Raw genomic sequence first — 17,795 nt, forward strand, 5'->3', positions numbered from 1 at the left:
TAATCGCATTCCTCCTGCCTGTCAACCATGCCGGGCCGCAAGCTGGCGCGGGCCACCGCCGGTTGTTGTCAGGAGCGGCGCCCCACGGCTAGAACCAGTGCAATACGAGGAGGGTTCATGAGCTTCGAGACCGCAGCGACACCGGAAGCCGCCGTGGACCGGCTCGAACGACTCTATGACGAGGCGCGCTCGGCCTTGCGCGGCGACCTGCAACGTTTCTTCGACACCGGCGAGGCGCCGACGCCCGATGACCGGGAGCGCTATCGTTATCCGATGCTGCGCGTGACCTACGAGCCCTCGAAGCTGCCGGCGGCGACGCGGCGCGGCTATGCCAAATTCGCGGTGCCCGGCATCTATTCGACCACGGTGACGCAGCCGGCCGAGTTCCGCACCTATCTGCTCGACCAGTTGAAGCCGCTCGTCGCCGAATATGGCGCGACGATCGAGACGGGCGTCAGCACGCAGGAAATCCCCTACCCCTACGCGCTCGAAGGCGGCGACGAGCTGGGGCGCGGCAAGATCACGGCAGCCGAGCTCGCACGCCATTTCCCAACGCCGCTGCTGGCGCTGGTCGGGGACGAGATTGCGGACGGCAGCTATGAATTGATCGAGGGCGAGCCGCGCCCGCTCTCGCTGTTCGACGCGGTCCGGGTCGACTATTCGCTGCGGCGGCTGGTGCATTACACCGGCACCGACTGGCGGGCCGTGCAGCCTTGGGTGCTGCTGACCAACTACCATCGCTATGTCGACCAGTTCGTCCGGCTCGGCCTCGCCGAGATCGAGGCCGGCACGGCCGAGGCGCTGATCGCGCCGGGCGGCATCCGCATCGACAGGGACGGCATCGACGTCTCGGCCGCCGAGCGGGTGATGTCAGCGCCCTGGCACCGCTTCCAGATGCCGGCCTATCACCTGATCCGAAAGGGCGGCGAGGGCGTAACGCTGGTCAATATCGGCGTCGGCCCTTCCAACGCGAAGAACATCACCGACCATCTCGCGGTACTCAGGCCGAATTGCTGGCTGATGGTCGGCCATTGCGGCGGGCTCCGCCAGACCCAGATCATCGGCGATTATGTGCTGGCCCATGCCTATCTCCGGCAGGACCGCATCCTCGACGACCTCGTGCCGCCGGACATCCCGATCCCGGCGCTGGCGGAGGTGCAGGTCGCGCTCCAGCAGGCGGCGGCCGACATCACCGGCGAAAAGGGCGACCGGCTGAAGCAGCGCCTGCGCACCGGCACCGTCGTGACCCAGGACGACCGCAACTGGGAATTGCAATGGACCAAGGAGCGGCGGCGCATCAACCTGTCGCGCGCCATCGCGGTCGACATGGAATCCGGCACGATCGCGGCCCAAGGGTATCGGCTGCGCGTGCCCTATGGCACCTTGCTCTGCGTCTCCGACAAGCCGCTCCACGGCGAGATCAAGCTGCCCGGCGCCGCCAACGCCTTCTACGAGCGCGCCGTCGGCGAGCATCTGCGGATCGGGCTCGATGCGCTGGAGAAGCTCAAGGAAGCGGGCGCCACGATCCATTCGCGCAAGCTCAGGAGCTTCGACGAACCGCCGTTCCGGTAAGCGCTGCTCAGCCGAACAGACCGTAGGCCAAGAGCCCCGCAATCACCCAGAGCGCGAGATTGCCCCAGCGGTTGCGCCGGGCTTCGGCCCGGCCGATCGCCTCGACGCTGCCCTCGTCGAGCGAGAAGCCGTGGCGCGAGGCATCCTCGAGCTGGCCAAGCACGCGCTCGGCGCGGATGACCGTGTCGGGCAGGCTCGCGAGCGAGCCGAGCAGGGAGCGGGCGCCGCGCCCGGCCTCTTCCAGACGGCCGAGCGGACCGAGATTATGGGTGATCCAGGACCGCACCACCGGATCGGCCGTGCCCCACATGTCGAGATGGGGATCGAGCGTGCGCGCCACGCCCTCGACCACCACCATGGTCTTCTGCAGCATGACGAGCTCGGTGCGCGTCGCCATGTCGAACATGCCGGTGATCTCGAAGAGCAGGGTCAGGACCTTGGCCATCGAGATCTGGTCGGCGCTCTTGTCGTGGATAGGCTCGCCGACCGCGCGGATCGCCTGGGCGAAATCGGCGACGTCGTGATGGGCCGGGACATAGCCCGCCTCGAAATGCACCTGCGCCACGCGTGTGTAGTCGCGGGTGATGAAGCCGAGCAGGATTTCCGCGAGGAAGCGCCGCTCCTTCAGGCCGAGCCGGCCCATGATGCCGCCATCGACCGCGACGAGGCGCCCCTCCGCATCGACGAAGAGGTTTCCGGGATGCATGTCGGCATGGAAGAAGCCGTCGCGGATCGCATGCTTCAGGAAGGACTGGATGATGTTGCGGGCGAGCTCCGGCAGATCGTGGCCGGCGGCGCGCAAGCCCTCGACATCGGAGAGGCGGACGCCGTCGATCCATTCGTCGACCAGCATCTCCCGCGCCGTGAGCTGCCAGTCCGGCTCCGGCACGCGGAAATCGGTGTCGCCCTTGGTATTCTCCGCGAATTCGGAGAGGGCGGCGGCTTCGAGCCGCAGGTCCATCTCCATCGCGACCGAGCGCGCCAGGGTCTCGACCACGCCGCTGAAGCGCAGCCGCCGCGCCTCCGCCGAGCGTGCTTCCGCCGTTTCGGCGCCGAAACGCATCGCGGCGAGATCACGGTTGAAGCGGTCGCGGATACCAGGACGCAGAATCTTGACCGCGACCTCGCGGCCGTCCTTCAGGCGGGCGCGATGAACCTGAGCGATCGAGGCGGCGGCGACCGGCTCGCTGAATTCGACGAAGAGGTCTTCGAGCTTTCCGCCATGCGCGGCTTCGACGATGGCGCGGGCTTCCGCCATCGGGAAGGCCGGCATCCGGTCCTGCAAGGCCGAGAGATCCTGCGCGATCCGCATGCCGACGACGTCAGGCCGCGTCGCCAGGAACTGGCCGAACTTCACATAGGACGGGCCGAGCCGGGTCATCGCGGCCGCGAGGCGGGTGGCGGAGGAGCCGGCGCCGCGACGCTCGATCAGGCGGCCGACGCGGATCAGCCCGCGCGCCAGCGGCGGCAGTACGGAGGGATCGACCAGCGCCAGCGCACCCTCGCGCGCCAGCACGAAGCCGACGCGCGCGCCGCGCAGCATGTGGAAGAAGGAGGAGATCATGCCGCCGCAGCCAGCATCACAGCTTCCAGCCGGAATGCAGCGCCACGACGCCGCCGGTCATCGGCGTGAACTTCGCGCGGCGGAAGCCGGCATCCTCGATCATGTTGGCGAAAGCCTGCGGCTTCGGGAACTTGCGGATCGATTCGACGAGATACTGATAGGGCTCGGCCTCGCCGGTGACCATGCGGCCCATCGGCGGGATGACCTTGAAGGAATAAGTCTCGTAGATCTTGTCGAGCAGGGGCACGTCGACATGGCTGAATTCGAGGCAGAGGAAGCGCCCGCCGCGCTTCAGCACGCGATAGGCCTCGGCCAGCGCCTTGTCGATGCGCGGCACGTTCCGGATGCCGAAGGCGATGGTGTAGCAGTCGAAATGATTGTCGGGCAGGCCGAGCTCTTCGGCATTGCCCTGGACGAAGCGGATGCGATCATTGTCCGGGAAGCGCTTGTCGGCGCGCTCGCGCCCGACGCGCAGCATGTCGGCGTTGATATCGAGCACGGTGACATCGGTCTCAGGGCCGCCGGCCTCCAGCACCGAGAAGGCGACATCGCCCGTGCCGCCGGCCACGTCGAGATGATGGAAGGGGCGATCCTTCGCAGGATTGATCGCGGTCAGCAGCGCGCTCTTCCAGGCCCGGTGGAGCCCGCCCGACATCAGATCGTTCATCAGGTCATAGCGGTTGGCGACCTTGTGGAAGACGTCGTCGACCTTGGCCTGCTTCTCGGCGAGCTTCACCGTCTCGAAGCCGAAATGGGTGGTGTCCCCGGGTCCGGTATTCTGGGCTGCTGTCACGTTTCTGGCCGCTCTTGTGTTTGGCTGAAGCGATGAATAGCCAAAGGTTGCGGGCTTGTCGCGGCCCGTCTCGACGCAGGCTTTACGAAGGTCGTTGATATGCCGGAGCTACCCGAGGTCGAAACCGTCCGGCGCGGGCTGGAGCCCGCCATGCTGGGCGAGCGCTTCCAACGCGTCGAGTTGCGCCGGCCGGATCTGCGCTTCCCCCTGCCCGAGCGCTTCGCCGAGCGCCTGACCGGGCGGCGGATCGACGCCCTGTCGCGGCGGGCGAAATATCTGATCGCCGATCTCGACGACGGCGCTGCGCTCGTGATGCATCTGGGCATGAGCGGGCGCTTCATCGTCGAGGCGCCCGGAACGCCGCCGACCGAGCCCGGCTCCTATTATAATGAGATCGGCCGGCACCTGATCCATGACCATGTCGTGTTCGAGATGGGGACGGGCGCGCGCGTCACTTATAACGACGTACGCCGCTTCGGCTTCATGGACATTCTGCCGCGCAACGAGCTCGAGACCTGCAGACACTTCGCCGGGATGGGCATCGAGCCGCTCGGCAACGAACTATCCGGCGAGACGCTGGCAAAACTCTTCGCGGGCAAGTTCGCGCCGCTGAAGGCCGCGCTGCTCGACCAGCGGCTCGTGGCGGGCTTAGGCAATATCTATGTCTGCGAAGCCTTGTTCCGGGCCGGCCTCCATCCGGAGGCGGAAGCGGGAACGATCGCGACTCCGACGGGGCGACCGCGCGAGAAGGCCCATGAGCTCGCCCGCATCATCCGCGAGGTGCTGGAGGAGGCAGTCGCGGCCGGCGGCTCGACGCTGCGCGACTTCGCCCATGCCGACGGCTCGCTCGGCTATTTCCAGCACCGCTTCAAGGTCTATGATCGCGAGGGCGAGGTTTGCGTCACGCCGGGCTGCGGGAAGCTGGTGAAGCGGCTGGTGCAGTCGGGACGCTCGACGTTTTATTGCGAGAGCTGCCAGAAGCGGGCCGTTCGCTAGCGGTCCGATCTCCGCTTAGGGTCGGAAGCGGAAATCGATCGCAGCGCCTACCCCTTCTCCGAGGACCTCATCTCCGAGGCACCCCGAGCTCACGATTTCAACTTGTCGTAACCGACAAACGTGAACATGCGTTCGCCCAGCACGAGAGGGGAGGGTTTTCCCCGAAACTGGTGGACCCCGACGGCCAACTCTGTCTCGGGGGCAGATAGCCAATGTTGTTCGAAGTCTAGCCCTTCGAACCGTCGACAGATCATGGGCACCCGATCCGGCTTTCGGCGGTGGCGGGTCCAGATAACGCGTCCACCGGTTGCGCACAGTTGCGGACAGCGGTCGATCGTGCGCTCGATATCACCATCATGGATGTTGCCGAACAGGCCGCAGATCAGCACGAGATGCGCTGGCGTCATGCCGCGATAATGATCGCTGATCGAAGCGTCAGCGGTCATGACCTCGATCTGATGAAGCCCGCTGGAGAAGGCGAGCCGCTCGGCAAACTCCGTATTTCGACGGTCCAGCTCGACAAGGCGGGCCTGAACGTCATTCCGGCGCGGATGACCCTGCAGGACCTCGAGCAAATCCCGGCCTTGGCCTGCGCATAGGCTGATTACGCGGATCGGACCCGGATCGCAGCTGTTGAGAGCAAGGTCGATTTGCGCTTGAACAGTCCGCAGTCGCTCGGCCATCCGTGAGTGGGGAGTGTCGTATTTGCCGTGCCAAGTTTGCCAATCCACAACGGCCTCGGATCAAAACGTCGCCTCACACAGAGTAGCCTCTGCTACGATGCCTGCAACGGGTCGGCAGCCGCCATTGGCGTCCGCCCGGCAATGCACCAGCCAACGCCGGCGTCGACGCGGCGTTGGCTAATGGCCGCCTCCGGCAAGACCGATTCCGGCGATCAGTGCGCCCCACACCTTCAGGCGCAAGCCGACAGCCTTGACCACGCCCGTGGCCGCGATCAGGTGCCCCGTGAATCCGCCGAGATCGTTGGTGTAGGTCTGAACGATACAGCCGGTACCGTCGACCATGATCTTCTCTTGGTCCTTATGCTCAAGCTCCAGATAGACCAGAAGCGATCCGCGCGTGACTCGCTGGCTGAGATCGATCAGTTGCCCTCCCGGCACGATCTGGCCGGTCGCTATCGCCGGCTGGATGTGGCGGACCCGTGCAGGGAGGACCGTGTTGCTGAAGCTCAGGCCGATATTGGTGTCGCAGGAAATTTCCGCTGGCATCCCTTCGTAGAGGGCTGAACGCGCGACCTGGGGAAAGCCCGCCGTGATTCTCAGCGGAAGATCGTTCGGGCGGTCGGGAATGATCACCATCGCGGGGCTCAATATCAGCGTGGACGCGGGGCTTCCCGTGCTCATGGCCAATTGGGTCACGACACCATCGGTGAACGAGCGCACCTCGGTCATCCCCAACGCAACCTTGGCGCTTTCCAGAGCGGCCTCGGCGGCTTTTCGCTGCGCCGGGATGGTTTGGGAAATCTCGGCCTGGGCCAGGCTTTGTTGTGCCTGCGCCGACGCCAGATTGGCCTCGCCGATCGCGAAGGAAGACTCCGCCAGGCGCACGGCTTCCCTTGTGCCGGAGTTCCTGGCGACCAGAGCCTGCGCGTTTTCGAGGTCGCCTTTCAGCTTGTCCAGCGAAGCGCTCGATACGGCCACGCTCGCCTCCGCGACCTTCAGAGTGTCAGAGGCTTTGGCCGCGGCGGCCGTGATCTTGTCGAATTCGGCCTCCGCCTGCTTCAGCGCCGCCTTCTGGGTGTTGTTCTCGATCCGGAAAAGCAGATCGCCGACAGAGACCCTCTGCATGTTCCTGACGGCGACCTCCGTGACCGGGCCGCTCGTCTGCGCGACGATCGATACGGTGCGGTAAGGCAGGAGGCCGGAATAGGACTTCGGATGGAAATAGAAAATCGTGACGAACAGTAAGAATGCTAGGAAGGCCCACAGGAACACCGCCGTGCGCATGTTCCAAACGGTCATGGCTTCGCCACGACGCTTCAACTGGTAGTAGCGGAAAATCGCCGGAAAGGAGGTCAGAAGGAGCTCAATCATTTCTGTCCCCCTTCGGCCGGGGCAGGGGCGGCGACGACCGCAACCTCCGGAGATCCCGCTCCGACGGCCACCGGCGAGACGACGGCGTGCTCTTCGCCCGCGCCTTCACCTTCGTGAATTCGCGGAACGTGGAAGCGCGACCAGTCCGCCATCAGGGCGATAAGGATTGCGCTCAGCGGAAGGAAAACGTGGAAATGTTCGAGCGGAAAGACTTCGTAGAGCAGGGCGATTGCCAACAATGTCGGGATGGTCTTTGCAAGCGGGGTGCCCTTCGAGCTGTGTTCGGCCCAACGGTCGAACGCAGCATAGAGTGTCACGATCCCGTACAGCGCGAGGCAGATGAGTGCCAAAGCCACCCACGCCAACATGTCGGTCTCGCCTGGAGCGGTGAACCAGGATGGGCTTGAGTGCCCGAGACTGGCTTCTGTCGCCATAAAACAACCCCTTAGCAAGCAATACGCGGCAGCCTATCAGGCGTTCGTATACGAACTGCGAATTGTAAGCGCGTTAGGACATGTCGGGAATGGGCCGTCAGCCGACATTGGCCGGAAACTAATTCCCGCCCTTCATACCACCTTTATCCTCGTTCCACCTCATCCCGAGAACCCTTCTCCCCCTGCGGGAGAAGGGTTCTCGGCGTAGTCGGGACGGATGAAGGGCCTCGCGGCGCTTCGCCATGTGAATGCCTGACAAAGGGCAAACGATCACGAGATGGCCTGGACAAGCCCGACCATGACGACAGGCGGCGGGGAGGCAGCGCGAATGCGCGGATGCGTGCGACGCGCATGGACCGCTCTCCCGCCGCCCGCTAAAGCTGGCGGCACAGGAGCATCCGGGAGGCCGCCATGGCTTATGAGACCATTCTCGTCGAGACGAAGGGCAAGGTCGGGCTGATCACGCTCAACCGCCCCCAGGCGCTGAACGCGCTGAACGGCCAGCTCATCGGCGAGATCAACCAGGCGCTCGACGGGTTCGAGAAGGATGCCGGCATCGGCTGCGTCGTCCTCACCGGCTCGGAGAAGGCCTTCGCCGCCGGCGCCGACATCAAGGAAATGCAGAGCCGGACCTTCCCCGGCACCTATCTCGACGACAAGTTCGAGGACTGGGACCGGATCGGCCGGCGCCGCAAGCCGATCGTCGCCGCGGTCGCGGGCTTCGCGCTCGGCGGCGGCTGCGAGCTCGCCATGATGTGCGACTTCATTATCGCCGCCGACAACGCCAAGTTCGGCCAGCCCGAGATCAATCTCGGCGTCATCCCCGGCGCCGGCGGCACGCAGCGCCTGACCAAGGCGGTCGGCAAGGCCAAGGCGATGGACCTGTGCCTGACAGGCCGCATGATGGGCGCCGAGGAGGCCGAGCGCTCCGGCCTCGTCGCCCGCGTCGTGCCGCTGGCCGACCTCATGACCGAGACGCTGAAGGCGGCCGAGGCGATTGCGGCCAAGTCCCTGCCTTCCGTGCTGATGGCGAAGGAATCGGTCGAGCGCGCCTTCGAGGTGACACTGCAGGAAGGCCTGCGCTTCGAGCGCCGCGTCTTCTCCTCGCTTTTCGCGACGGCCGACCAGAAGGAGGGCATGTCCGCCTTCGCCGAGAAGCGGAAGCCCGATTTCAAGAACGCCTGAGCGGCCGGTCCTCACCTGTCGCATGGCGGCGTCGAGTCGCGCCGCCTTGATGAAACGACGCTCCTGCTGGCAGATAGCTCCCGTCTTTCGCCAGCAGGAATTCCCGCGATGAACGCCCAAGCCGGACCGTCCCTCCCGACCTATGCCGATGTCGAGGCCGCGGCAGAGCGGCTCAAGGGCATCGCCCATCACACGCCGGCGATGAGCTCGGCCACCGCCAACCGGCGGACTGAAGCCAGCCTCGTCTTCAAGCCCGAGAACCTGCAGCGCATGGGCGCCTTCAAGTTCCGCGGCGGCTACAACGCGATCGCCTCGCTCTCGGCCGAACAGAAGAAGGCCGGCGTCGTCACCTATTCCTCCGGCAACCATGCCCAGGCCATCGCCTATGCCGGCCAGCTTCTGGGCGTGCCGACCACGATCATCATGCCGAACGATGCGCCGGCCGCGAAGGTCGCGGCGACCGAGGGCTATGGCGGGCAGATCGTGCGCTATGACCGCTATAAGGAGAACCGGCTCGAGATCGGCAACAAGCTCTCCGCCGAGCGCGGGCTGACGATCATCCCGCCTTACGACCATCCGCATGTCATCGCCGGCCAGGGCACCGCGACCAAGGAGCTGATCGAGGATGCCGGCCCGCTCGACATCCTGCTCGTGCCGCTCGGCGGCGGCGGCCTGCTCGCAGGCGCGGCGCTGACCGCGAAGGCGCTGAACCCGGGCTGCCGTGTCTTCGGCGTCGAGCCGGAAGCCGGCAATGACGGCCAGCAATCGCTGCGCAAGGGCGAGATCGTCGCGATCGGCGTGCCCAAGACCATCGCCGACGGGGCACAGACCGCCTTCCTCGGCAACCTGACCTTCCCGATCATCCAGCGCGAGGTCGAGGATATCGTCACCGTCAGCGACGCAGCGCTCGTCGACGCGATGCGCTTCTTCGCCGAGCGGATGAAGCTCGTGGTCGAGCCGACCGGCTGCCTCGCGGCGGCGGCCGCCTTCACCGGCGCCGTGCCGGTCGCCGGCAAGCGGGTCGGCATCATCCTCTCCGGCGGCAATGTCGATCTGGCGAGTTTCGCGGCCTTCATCGCGCCGTCCGCCTGAGATCGGCAGGCTTGCGACGATTCCGGCGTTGACGTAGCGCCGGCAAGCGACTATAGCCCCACCACTCGCGGCGGCCCGCGCAAGCTCGGCCGCCGCGCACGTTTTTCCAGCAAGGATGCGGCCAGCCCCGCCGGCAATGACGCCAGGCGACCGGTCGCGATGAAGAGACGAGGACGTTTCGATGGCCAATACGACGTCGGCCAAGAAGGCTACGCGCAAGATCGCTCGCCGCACCGAGGTCAACAAGGCGCGCCGCTCGCGGATGCGCACCTTCCTGCGCAAGGTCGAGGAGGCGATCGCCTCCGGCGACAAGGCCAGCGCTGCCGAGGCCCTGAAGGCCGCCCAGCCGGAAATCATGCGCGCCGCGCAGAAGGGCGTGGTTCACAAGAACACCGCCTCGCGCAAGGTCTCGCGCCTCGCTCATCGCATCGGCGCCCTGGCTTCCTGAGCCAAACGTCTTTAGCGTTTCGACGATCAAAAAGCCCGGCCGCAAGGCCGGGCTTTTTCGTTGGCTTCAAGGTCTCTGTGGCAGCCCCGCCACAACCTTCCGAGGAACAAAACAAAGCTGCCTTCAAGCTATTTTCCCAAGCTTTCCACGGCTTTGCCGACTTGACTCTCGGGCGCCGTTCAGGGCGCAAAGCCGGGCTCCGAGCCCGGCTAGGCCGCTCATAAAAAGATGTGATTTTTCATCATCTTAGCAGGCAAAGGATTTTGGAAGACGGAATCACGGCGACTCTGTGGCAGGCTTTCCGGGGGCGCGCAAAAAAAGATTCGGCCGCCCCCGAAAGGGGGACCGTGAAGAAAATCTTAAGTTCCCCAACCAATTGCGGCGGTCTGCCCCATGGTCACGAACAGCCGCCGCACGACGAGTCTCGGAAGCCGGCTGAAAGGGGTGTTGCAGCCCGTCGAGGGCGCCTTGTAAGGTCCCCTCATCGCCGGGCGGACAGCAATGACCGCCACGGGATTTCCAGAGATGATCAGCGTTTTGGCTCGCGACCATGGAGGTTGGAGGATGTGACCCTTTGTCTTTCTTGATCGAGATGAAGGGTGGCGTCGTCTCTCGGCGAGCCTTCCAAGCGTAATCAACACAAGCGGGACCGGAGCCTGCCGCGGCGTCATGCGCCCGCCGGGACCGGAACCATTTTGACCAGACAGCAGCGCCGGGACGGTGGCCAGGAAGCGACCGCCGAACCCCAGCTGCGCACATTTTCAAAGAACGGGGCCATTGATGTTCGAGCGGCAGGATTTCGGGGACATGGTCGAGACGACGCCGGTGGTGGTGACGATCGCTGCGGAAGAGACCGCCGTCATCCGGGTGGAGGAGGCATCGATTCAGGACGCATGGGAGCGTGTGCGCCGGCGCCTGCGGGCGGAACTCGGCGAGGATGTCTTCTCGAGCTGGTTTGGCCGGCTGGAGATCGCGGGGATCGTCGAGGGCGTGGCCTATCTCACCGTCCCCACCCGCTTCCTGAAGAGCTGGCTCGAGGCGCATTATACCGAGCGCCTGCGGGTGAACTGCATCGCCGAGCTGCCGGCCCCGAACGGCGTGCTGCTCTCGGTCCGCACCGTCTCGCGCGACCCGGCCGCCCAGCCGCAGATCGAAGCCCTGCGCAGCCGCCCGGCAACGGTAGCGAGCCCCACGCCGGCCGAGGCCGGCCGCCCTGCCACTGTCAGCCTGTCCCAGGCCGGCGAAAGCGACCTCGTCGATGCCTGCGGCACCGGGCTCGACCGGCGCATGAGCTTCCAGAGCTTCGTCGTCGGCAAGTCGAACCAGCTCGCCTTCGCCGCGGCCGAGCGCATTGCGGCTGCGCCCGCGGGCCAGAGCCCCTATAATCCGCTCTACCTTCATGCCGGCGTCGGCCTCGGCAAGACGCATCTCCTGCAGGCGATCGCGCAGGATGCGCGCCGCCAGGGCAAGCGCGTCGCCTATTTCACCGCCGATCGCTTCATGTACGGCTTCGTCGCGGCGCTGAAGTCGCAGACGGCGCTCGCCTTTAAGGAGAAGCTGCGCGGCATCGACCTGCTCATCGTCGACGACGTGCAGTTCATCCAGGGCAAGTCGATCCAGCAGGAGTTCGGCCACACGATCAACGCCCTGCTCGATGCCGGCAAGCAGATCGTCGTCGCCGGCGACCGCCTCGCCGGAGAGCTCGAAGCGCTCGACGAGCGCATCCGCTCGCGGCTCGGCGGCGGCCTGGTGGTCGAAGTCGGAGAACTCGACGAGACCCTGCGCGCCACGATCCTGTCCAGCCGGCTGGAGGCGCTGCAGGCGACCCACCCGAACTTCCGGGTCAGCCCGGACGTCGTCGCCTATGTCTCGCGCGTCGTCGCGACCAATGGCCGCGACCTCGACGGCGCCGCCAACCGCCTGCTCGCCCATGCCACGCTGTCCGGCCAGCTCGTGACGCTGGAAACGGCGGAAGCGGCGATCCGCGATCTCGTCCGCACCCGCGAGCCGCGCCGGGTCAAGATCGAGGACATCCAGAAGCTCGTCGCGACGCGCTACAATGTCAGCCGCGCCGACATCCTCTCGGAGCGCCGCACGGCGGCCGTGGTGAAGCCGCGTCAGATCGCGATGTATCTGTCGAAGGCGCTGACACCCCGCTCCCTGCCCGAAATCGGCCGCCGCTTCGGCGGGCGCGACCACACGACGGTGCTGCACGCCGTGCGCAAGATCGAGAAGGCGATCAGCGAGGATCGCTCGCTGCATGACGAGGTCGATCTGCTGAAGCGCATGCTGCAGGAGTGAGCCTGGAAAGCGGTCGCCACGCCCGTGAAATGGTTGTGGTTGCCCGGGCGGGCAGGCCTTGCGCCCCCGCCCGGTGTCCTGCAATGTCGCTGGCCATTCATTCGGCTCGCGCGTTCGCGCGCGGGCGACCAGCGCCAGAAGACTAGACAATCATGAAGGTCACGGTCGAACGTTCCACGCTGCTCAAGTCGCTCAGTCACGTCCATCGCGTGGTCGAGCGCCGCAACACGATCCCGATCCTGTCGAACCTGCTGCTCTCGGCCTCCGAGAGCGGCCTGCGGCTGAAGGCGACCGATCTCGATATCGAGGTGGTGGAGACGATCGCGGCGGACGCGCCCGAGCCCGGCGCCACCACCGTTCCGGCGCATACCCTCTACGACATCGTCCGCAAGCTGCCCGATGGCGCCCAGGTCTCGCTGGAAACCACCGGCGATAGCGGCCTCGTGCTGCGCTCGGGACGCTCGCGCTTCCAGCTCCAGACCCTGCCGGAAAGCGATTTCCCGGATATCACCGCCGGCGACATGGCGCATCGCTTCGTGCTGCCGGCCGGCGAGCTGAAGCGCCTGATCGACAAGACCCAGTTCGCGATCTCGACCGAGGAGACGCGCTACTACCTCAACGGCATCTATCTCCACACCATCGATGTCGACGGCCGCCCCGTCCTGCGCGCAGTTGCGACCGACGGTCACCGTCTCGCCCGCGTCGACACCGCCGCCCCGCAGGGTTCGGTCGGCATGCCCGGCGTGATCGTGCCGCGCAAGGCCGTGGCCGAGATCCAGAAGCTGCTGGAAGACGGCGAGAGCGAGGTCGCGGTCGAGCTGTCCGGCTCGAAGATCCGCGTCGCCACCGCCGACGTCGTACTGACCTCCAAGCTGATCGACGGCACCTTCCCGGACTACCAGCGCGTCATCCCCAGCGGCAACGACAAGCGCCTCACCGTCGACAGGGGCGATTTCGCCGCTTCTGTCGACCGCGTCTCGACGATTTCGTCCGAACGCGGCCGCGCCGTGAAGCTCTCGATGGCCGAGGGACGCATGACGCTTTCCGTCACCAACCCGGATTCCGGCTCGGCGACCGAGGAGATCGAGGTCGATTACGAAGCGAGCCCGCTCGATATCGGCTTCAACGCCCGCTACCTGATGGACATCGCCGCCCAGCTTGACGGCGACACCGCCCTGCTCAAGCTCGCCGATCCCGGTTCGCCGACGGTGATCCAGGACCGCGAAGGGGCCTCCGCGCTCTATGTGCTGATGCCGATGCGCGTCTAGCAGCTGGCTCATGGCCGCCGTCGCGCGCCTGATCCTGCAGGATTTCCGTTCCTACGAGGCCCTCGATCTCCCGGTCGAGGGCCAAATCGTTGCGCTCGCAGGCGAGAACGGAGCCGGCAAGACCAATATCCTCGAAGCGCTCTCGCTGTTCACGCCGGGGCGGGGCCTGCGCCGCGCCGAGATCACGGCGATGGCACGGCAAGGCGGCGACGGCTCCTTCGCCGCCTCCGTCACCCTGGCTGACGACGCGGGCCGGCTCGGCATCGGGCTCGGCGCACTCGATGCGGAGGGGCGTAGGCCGCGTCTCGCCCGGATCGACGGGGCCAATGTCGGCTCGGCGCTCGCCTTCAGCGACTACCTCCGCGTGGTCTGGCTGACGCCCGATCTCGACGGGCTGTTCCGAGGTGCCGCCGGCGATAGGCGCCGCTTCCTCGACCGGCTCGTGCTGGCGATCGATCCGAGCCACGCCACCCGCTCGAACGCGCTGGAGCGGGCGCTGCGCTCACGCAATCGCATCCTCGAGGAAAGTCCCGGCCAGGGCCAGTGGCTCGACGCGGTCGAGCGCGAGGTCGCGGAGCTCGGCGTCGCCGTCGCGGCCGCGCGGGCCGAGACGGTGGCCCGGCTCTCCGCCATCATCGCCGAGACGCGCGACGAGGCCTCGCCTTTCCCCTTCGCCGATATCGCGCTCTCCGGCGAGATCGATACGCTGGTCGCCCGCCTGCCGGCCGTCGATGCCGAGGACGCCTATCGCGATCTGCTGCGCCAAGGCCGCCATCGCGACAAGGCGGCCGGGCGCACACTCACAGGGCCGCAAGCCTCCGATCTCGAAGTCCGGCACGGACCGAAGGACATCCCCGCAGGCCAGGGCTCGACCGGCGAGCAGAAGGCGCTATTGATCGGGCTCGTGCTCGCCCATGCCAGGCTGGTCGCGGCGATGAGCGGCATCGCGCCGCTCGTTCTGCTCGACGAGATCGCCGCCCATCTCGACCCGCGCCGGCGGGCTGCGCTCTACGAGGGGTTGACGGATTTGGGCTGCCAGGTCTGGATGACCGGTGCTGACGCCGCCCTGTTCGGCGACCTGCCGGCCGGCGCGCAGCGCTTTTCGGTCACGCCCGGACGGATCGATCCGCTCGATTGATCGGTCAGGCCACGGCTTGCGATGGGACGCTTCGTCCCGTTCCTGCTAGTCTTCGGCATCCTCGGGGACTTCGACCATGGACATTTCCAGCCTTGCCCTGTTCGCTGGCGTGTATTTCCTCGCCGTCGCCTCGCCCGGCCCGGCCATCGCGGCGCTGGTCGCGCGTTCGCTGTCCTCGGGCTTCCGGCGCTCCTTGCCCTTCCTCGCCGGGATCGTGATGGGCGATCTTGTCTGGTTCACGCTCACGGCACTGGGCCTCAGTGTCCTCATGCAGAGCTTCCACGGCGTCTTCGTCGCGATCAAATATGCCGGCTGCGCCTATCTGCTCTATCTCGCCTGGAAGGCCTGGACGGCCCCGGCCGAGGCGCCGAAGCCGTCCGCCGCCGCACGCGGCGAGGGCCTCCGCCTGTTCCTCGGCGGCATCGCGCTGACGCTCGGCAACCCCAAGGTCATGGTCTTCTTCCTGTCGATCCTGCCGCTGGTCATCGATCTCAACGCGATGAGCACGCTCGCCTTCGTCGAGGTCGCCGCGCTGATCGCCCCGATCATCACGGGAACGCTGATGGCCTATGCCTATGCCGCTGACCGGGCACGGCGCCTCGTCGCCAGCCCGCGCGCGATGCGCTGGATCAACCGGACGACCGGTGGCGTGATGGCGGGCGCGGCCGCCGCGATCGCGACGCGGAGCTGAGCGGCCTTGGCTCTGGCGGCGGGGCTCATCGATCTCGGCTTTGCGCTGTTCCATGTCGCGTTCCGGCGCCTGTTCGGCTGGCCGGAGCGCCTCGCACCCTCCGGCAGCCTGAACACAGCGATCACGCAGACGCTCAACGCGATGCTGATCTTCGTCTTCCTCGCGTATGGCGCGGCCTTGATCTGGCTATCCGGGCAGGGAAGCGTGCATCCCGTGCTGCCGCTGGTCGGCGCCGCGTTCTGGGGGCTGCGGCTCGCTCTGCAATTCATCTGGTTCGACCTCAAGCCGTGGCCGTCGAAGCTGATCGCGGCGGTTTTCGCGGTTACCGCCGTGGTCCATCTGCTCGCTGTGCGGGTCTAGGCACAGGATATCCGGCGAAAGGCTGGCCAAGCGCCTTCGGCTGCGGCACATCCCTTCTTCATGTCGCCATCCCGCGAATCAGACGCCCGCGCGATCCTCAAGTCGGTCTGGGGCTATGACGATTTCCGCCCCGGCCAGTGGGAGGTGATCGCAGCCGCGCTCAATGGCGAGGACGTCTTCGCGGTGATGCCGACCGGCTCCGGCAAATCGATGTGCTACCAGCTCCCGGCGCTGGTCGCGGGCGGGCTGACGCTGGTCGTCTCGCCGCTCATCGCCCTGATGCGCGACCAGGTCGGCCAGCTCGTCCGGGCCGGCGTATCGGCCGCCTCGCTCAACTCGATGAATACGGAGGAGGAGGCGGCGCAAGCCTGGGACAGGCTGAATTCCGGCGATCTCAGGCTGCTCTTCGTCTCGCCCGAGCGGCTGGCCGGCGAGGGGCTGGTTTCCCGACTGAAGCGCCTTGGCGTGAACCGGCTCGCCATCGACGAGGCCCATTGCGTCTCGCAATGGGGCCATGATTTTCGGCCCGAGTATCGCCTGCTCGCCAAGACGCGCGAGGCGCTCGGCGGCGTGCCGGTGACGGCGCTGACCGCGACCGCCGACCGGCAGACCCAGGCCGATATCGCGAGCCAACTCTTCCCGCAGCCGCCGCATATGGTGGTGCATTCCTTCGACCGGCCGAACCTGAAGCTCGCCTTCGCGCCGAAGGAGCAGCCGCGCCGGCAGATCGACGATTTCCTGCGCCGGCACCGCAACGGCTCCGGCATCGTCTACTGTTCCTCGCGCAGCAAGACCGAGCGCCTTGCAACCGCCTTGAGCGAAAAAGGCTGGAACGCCCTGCCCTATCATGCCGGGCTCGAACAGGAGACGCGCAACCGCAACCAGGACGTCTTCCTGCAGGAGGACGGCGTCGTCGTCTGCGCCACCATCGCCTTCGGCATGGGCATCAACAAGCCGGACGTCCGCTTCGTCGTGCATGCCGACATGCCCGGCTCGATCGAGGGCTATTACCAGGAAATCGGCCGCGCCGGGCGCGACGGCCTGCCGGCGGATACGCTGACGCTCTACGGCGTCGACGACATGTCGCTGAGGCGCCGCCAGATCGACGAGAAACAGATCGACGACGAGCGCCGGCGCATCGAGCACAAGCGCCTCAACGCGATGATCGATCTCTGCGAGAACGCCTTGTGCCGGCGCAGCGCGCTGCTCGCCTATTTCGGCGAGGAGACGCCGCCCTGCCGGCATGGCAACGCGCCGTTCCGCTGCGATCTCTGCAGCGCGGAGGCGCCGGCGCTGGCCGACGTGACGCTCGATGCGCGAAAACTGCTTTCAGCCGTGATCCGTTCCGGCCAGCGCTTCGGCGCCGGCCATCTCGCCGACATCCTGACGGGCACAACGACCGAGGTCATCCGTCGCCAGAACCATGACGGCCTCAAGACCTTCGGCGTCGGCGCCGACAAGCCCAAATCCGCCTGGATGGGGCTGACGCGCAAGCTCTTCGCGGCCGGCGCGCTGGCCGAAGCCAGCATGGAGCATGGCGGGTTCTGCCTGACAGCGAAAGGCGAGGACATCCTGTTCGGCCGCGAGAGCATCGCGCTGCGGGCCGATCCCTTCACGGAGAAGCGTTCCCGCCGCTCCGAGCGCGATGCGGCCCGCGCCGACGGGCTCGACGAGGGCACGGCCGGCCTGTTCGAGCATCTGCGCAAGCTCAGGCTCCAGATCGCCCGCGAGGAGGGCGTCGCGGCCTATATCATCTTCACCGACCGGACCCTGATCGCCATGGCGCGGGAACGGCCGCTCGGGCTCGACGAGATGCGGACGATCGAGGGCGTCGGCGAACGCAAGCTTGCGCAATACGGCGAGGCCTTCGTCGAGGCGATCTCGGAGTTCCGGGGTTAG

General features: G+C 66.6%; 16 protein-coding genes. 11 read left to right on the forward strand and 5 right to left on the reverse strand.

Annotated features, from left to right (window positions below):
* The first annotated feature begins 117 nt into the window (after positions 1-117).
* Positions 118-1,572, forward strand: a complete 1,455-nt coding sequence (locus BLQ70_RS12930) for an AMP nucleosidase (protein ID WP_091857308.1) — start codon at positions 118-120, stop codon at positions 1,570-1,572.
* A 7-nt stretch (positions 1,573-1,579) separates the two neighbouring features.
* Here BLQ70_RS12930 and ubiB read toward each other — a convergent pair whose 3' ends face one another.
* The gene (ubiB, locus tag BLQ70_RS12935; protein ID WP_091857309.1) at positions 1,580-3,136 is read right to left on the reverse strand and encodes a 2-polyprenylphenol 6-hydroxylase; all 1,557 of its coding nucleotides are present in this window, start codon (positions 3,134-3,136) and stop codon (positions 1,580-1,582) included.
* 16 nt (positions 3,137-3,152) lie between these two features.
* Complete coding sequence (gene ubiE / locus BLQ70_RS12940) at positions 3,153-3,929, reverse strand: bifunctional demethylmenaquinone methyltransferase/2-methoxy-6-polyprenyl-1,4-benzoquinol methylase UbiE (RefSeq protein WP_061971608.1); 777 nt, start codon at positions 3,927-3,929, stop codon at positions 3,153-3,155.
* A gap of 99 nt (positions 3,930-4,028) precedes the next feature.
* Here ubiE and mutM point away from each other — a divergent pair, with 99 nt between their 5' ends.
* Positions 4,029-4,925, forward strand: coding sequence for a bifunctional DNA-formamidopyrimidine glycosylase/DNA-(apurinic or apyrimidinic site) lyase (gene mutM, locus BLQ70_RS12945; RefSeq protein ID WP_091857310.1), 897 nt, complete (start codon positions 4,029-4,031; stop codon positions 4,923-4,925).
* A gap of 89 nt (positions 4,926-5,014) precedes the next feature.
* Here the strand turns inward: mutM and BLQ70_RS12950 are convergent, their stop codons facing one another.
* From BLQ70_RS12950 to BLQ70_RS12960, 3 genes are all read right to left on the reverse strand, one after another.
* Positions 5,015-5,608 (reverse strand): class I SAM-dependent methyltransferase, encoded by a 594-nt coding sequence (locus tag BLQ70_RS12950; protein ID WP_091857311.1) that lies wholly within the window; start codon positions 5,606-5,608, stop codon positions 5,015-5,017.
* Between the two features lie 177 nt (positions 5,609-5,785).
* Positions 5,786-6,979, reverse strand: coding sequence for an HlyD family secretion protein (locus BLQ70_RS12955; protein ID WP_061971603.1), 1,194 nt, complete (start codon positions 6,977-6,979; stop codon positions 5,786-5,788).
* Positions 6,976-7,413 (reverse strand): hypothetical protein, encoded by a 438-nt coding sequence (locus BLQ70_RS12960; protein WP_210184285.1) that lies wholly within the window; start codon positions 7,411-7,413, stop codon positions 6,976-6,978. Before BLQ70_RS12960 ends, BLQ70_RS12955 begins: the two co-directional genes overlap by 4 nt.
* A 411-nt stretch (positions 7,414-7,824) precedes the next feature.
* On the opposite strand from BLQ70_RS12960, the gene BLQ70_RS12965 reads away from it, so the two are divergent.
* The 9 genes from BLQ70_RS12965 to recQ all read left to right on the forward strand — a co-directional run bounded on the left by BLQ70_RS12965 (position 7,825) and on the right by recQ (position 17,795).
* Positions 7,825-8,598 carry an enoyl-CoA hydratase gene (locus BLQ70_RS12965; protein ID WP_091857312.1) on the forward strand — a complete coding sequence of 258 codons (774 nt, stop codon included), beginning with the start codon at positions 7,825-7,827 and terminating at the stop codon, positions 8,596-8,598.
* Between the two features lie 108 nt (positions 8,599-8,706).
* The gene (locus tag BLQ70_RS12970; protein ID WP_091857313.1) at positions 8,707-9,690 is read left to right on the forward strand and encodes a threo-3-hydroxy-L-aspartate ammonia-lyase; all 984 of its coding nucleotides are present in this window, start codon (positions 8,707-8,709) and stop codon (positions 9,688-9,690) included.
* A 181-nt stretch (positions 9,691-9,871) separates the two neighbouring features.
* Complete coding sequence (gene rpsT / locus BLQ70_RS12975; RefSeq protein ID WP_061970750.1) at positions 9,872-10,138, forward strand: 30S ribosomal protein S20; 267 nt, start codon at positions 9,872-9,874, stop codon at positions 10,136-10,138.
* Positions 10,139-10,918: 780 nt separating this feature from the next.
* Positions 10,919-12,439: a chromosomal replication initiator protein DnaA gene (dnaA, locus tag BLQ70_RS12980; protein ID WP_244512008.1), complete on the forward strand. Its 1,521-nt coding sequence runs from the start codon at positions 10,919-10,921 to the stop codon at positions 12,437-12,439.
* Between the two features lie 152 nt (positions 12,440-12,591).
* Positions 12,592-13,707: a DNA polymerase III subunit beta gene (gene dnaN, locus BLQ70_RS12985; RefSeq protein ID WP_061970752.1), complete on the forward strand. Its 1,116-nt coding sequence runs from the start codon at positions 12,592-12,594 to the stop codon at positions 13,705-13,707.
* Between the two features lie 10 nt (positions 13,708-13,717).
* Complete coding sequence (gene recF, locus BLQ70_RS12990) at positions 13,718-14,845, forward strand: DNA replication/repair protein RecF (protein WP_091857314.1); 1,128 nt, start codon at positions 13,718-13,720, stop codon at positions 14,843-14,845.
* A 76-nt stretch (positions 14,846-14,921) separates the two neighbouring features.
* Positions 14,922-15,536 (forward strand): LysE family translocator, encoded by a 615-nt coding sequence (locus BLQ70_RS12995; RefSeq protein ID WP_091857315.1) that lies wholly within the window; start codon positions 14,922-14,924, stop codon positions 15,534-15,536.
* 6 nt (positions 15,537-15,542) lie between these two features.
* On the forward strand, positions 15,543-15,896 hold the full coding sequence (locus BLQ70_RS13000; RefSeq protein WP_091857316.1) for a hypothetical protein: 354 nt from the start codon (positions 15,543-15,545) through the stop codon (positions 15,894-15,896).
* A 60-nt stretch (positions 15,897-15,956) separates the two neighbouring features.
* Positions 15,957-17,795, forward strand: a complete 1,839-nt coding sequence (gene recQ / locus BLQ70_RS13005) for a DNA helicase RecQ (protein WP_091857317.1) — start codon at positions 15,957-15,959, stop codon at positions 17,793-17,795.

The sequence above is a fragment of the Allobosea robiniae genome (assembly GCF_900102525.1).
In the GTDB taxonomy this organism is placed as follows: Bacteria; Pseudomonadota; Alphaproteobacteria; order Rhizobiales; family Beijerinckiaceae; genus Allobosea; species Allobosea robiniae.